The organism is Nonomuraea sp. K271, from assembly GCF_009908215.1.
Classification (GTDB): Bacteria; Actinomycetota; Actinomycetes; order Streptosporangiales; family Streptosporangiaceae; genus Nonomuraea; species Nonomuraea longispora.
On record NZ_JAAAHR010000375.1, the window covers coordinates 1 to 1,319 of the forward strand.

At 71.0% G+C, this 1,319-nt stretch carries 2 protein-coding genes; both read right to left on the minus strand.

Annotation, left to right across the window (positions count from 1 at the left end):
• Positions 1-884: alpha/beta hydrolase family protein (locus tag GUY59_RS47030; protein WP_161715151.1), on the minus strand; the 884-nt coding region annotated here is incomplete at its 3' end.
• A gap of 99 nt (positions 885-983) precedes the next feature.
• Positions 984-1,319 (minus strand): helix-turn-helix domain-containing protein (locus GUY59_RS47035; protein ID WP_138208853.1); only part of this gene is annotated, 336 nt, incomplete at its 5' end.

The following is a 1,319-nucleotide window of genomic DNA, read 5'->3' on the forward strand; positions in this document are numbered from 1 at the left end:
CTGGGGCAGGTGTCGCGGTATTCCTCGATGGCGAGGCCGCTGGGCGCCGGGCAGAGGAATTGCTCGTAGCGGGTGTCCTCGTCGACGAACCGCTTGAGCCAGGACACCATCGACTTGGCCATCGTGGTGTTGGTGACCTGCGGGAAGAAGTGGCTGGCGCCGTTCAGTTCGAGGTACGCCTTCTCCGCCGAGGACGGGATGCTCTCGTAGAAGCGTTCGGAGTGGCTGGAGACGGGGGCGATGCTGTCGCTCTCACCGCCGATGATCATGGTCGGGACGCGCAGCCCCGACCAGCTCTTCGTCAGGTTCCACGGCGCGATCGGCACGGCCGCCCGGAGCGAGGACCGGTCGTCGGCTGCCTCCAGCGAACCTCCGCCGCCCATCGAGTGGCCGGCCACGGCGAGCCTGGACGGGTCGATGCGGCTGCGTACGGTCGACGGGCTGTCCTCCACCAGGTAGTCGAGGGCGGCGAGAAGCTGGCGGCCCCGGCTGGCGGGCTGGTCGTAGAGGGTGTTGGTCTCGATGCCGATCACCACGAAGCCGTGCGAGGCGATCCTCGGCCCGAGCCAGTCGAGGCTGGACCACCTGGCGGTGTAGCCGGGCGAGATGGCGATCGCCCCGAACGTGCCCTGGCTGGTGTCGTCCGGGTAGTAGATCTCCCCGCCGCCGAAGCCGCTGACGCCCAGCGAGGAGACGCTCCGCTGGGACGTCGAGAACGGCCCGCGGCTCGCCTCCAGCAAGGCGTCCGAGGGGTCGGGGCCGCGCTCGTACGGGCCGGCCGCGTGGGCGGCGGGAGCGGCGGCGAGGCCGCCGCCGAGGAGTGCGAGGGCGAGGGCGAGCTTGGTCAACGTTCGCGCGCCGCGGTGGGGGGTGGTGAGCTGCACGTCGTCATACTCCCTGCTCGAAGTGGGGGTGACTGCTGTCTGCCGCCATTGTTCGAAGGCGCGGTCAGCCGTGCATCGGTGAAATCACCGGCCTCCTGATCAGGACATGAGCCGTACCAGTTCGACGCGGGAGCGGACGCCGAGCCGGTCGAAGATGTTCCTCAGGTGGTGTTCGACGGTGCGCCGGCTGAGGAACAGCCGCTCGGCCACCTCCTTGTTGGTGGCGCCCTCGGCGACCATGCGGGCGATCCGCAACTGCTGGGCCGTGAGCTGCCCCGGGATGGCCTGCCGGGTGGGACGCACCGGGTCGCCGGACGCGCGCAGCTCGGTCCTCGCCTGCGCGGTCCACAGGCGGGCCCCGTGGCGTTCGAACGTCTCCAGCGCCGTGTGCAGATGGTTCCGCGCGGCGCCGGGGCGGCGGTCGCGGCGCAGCGC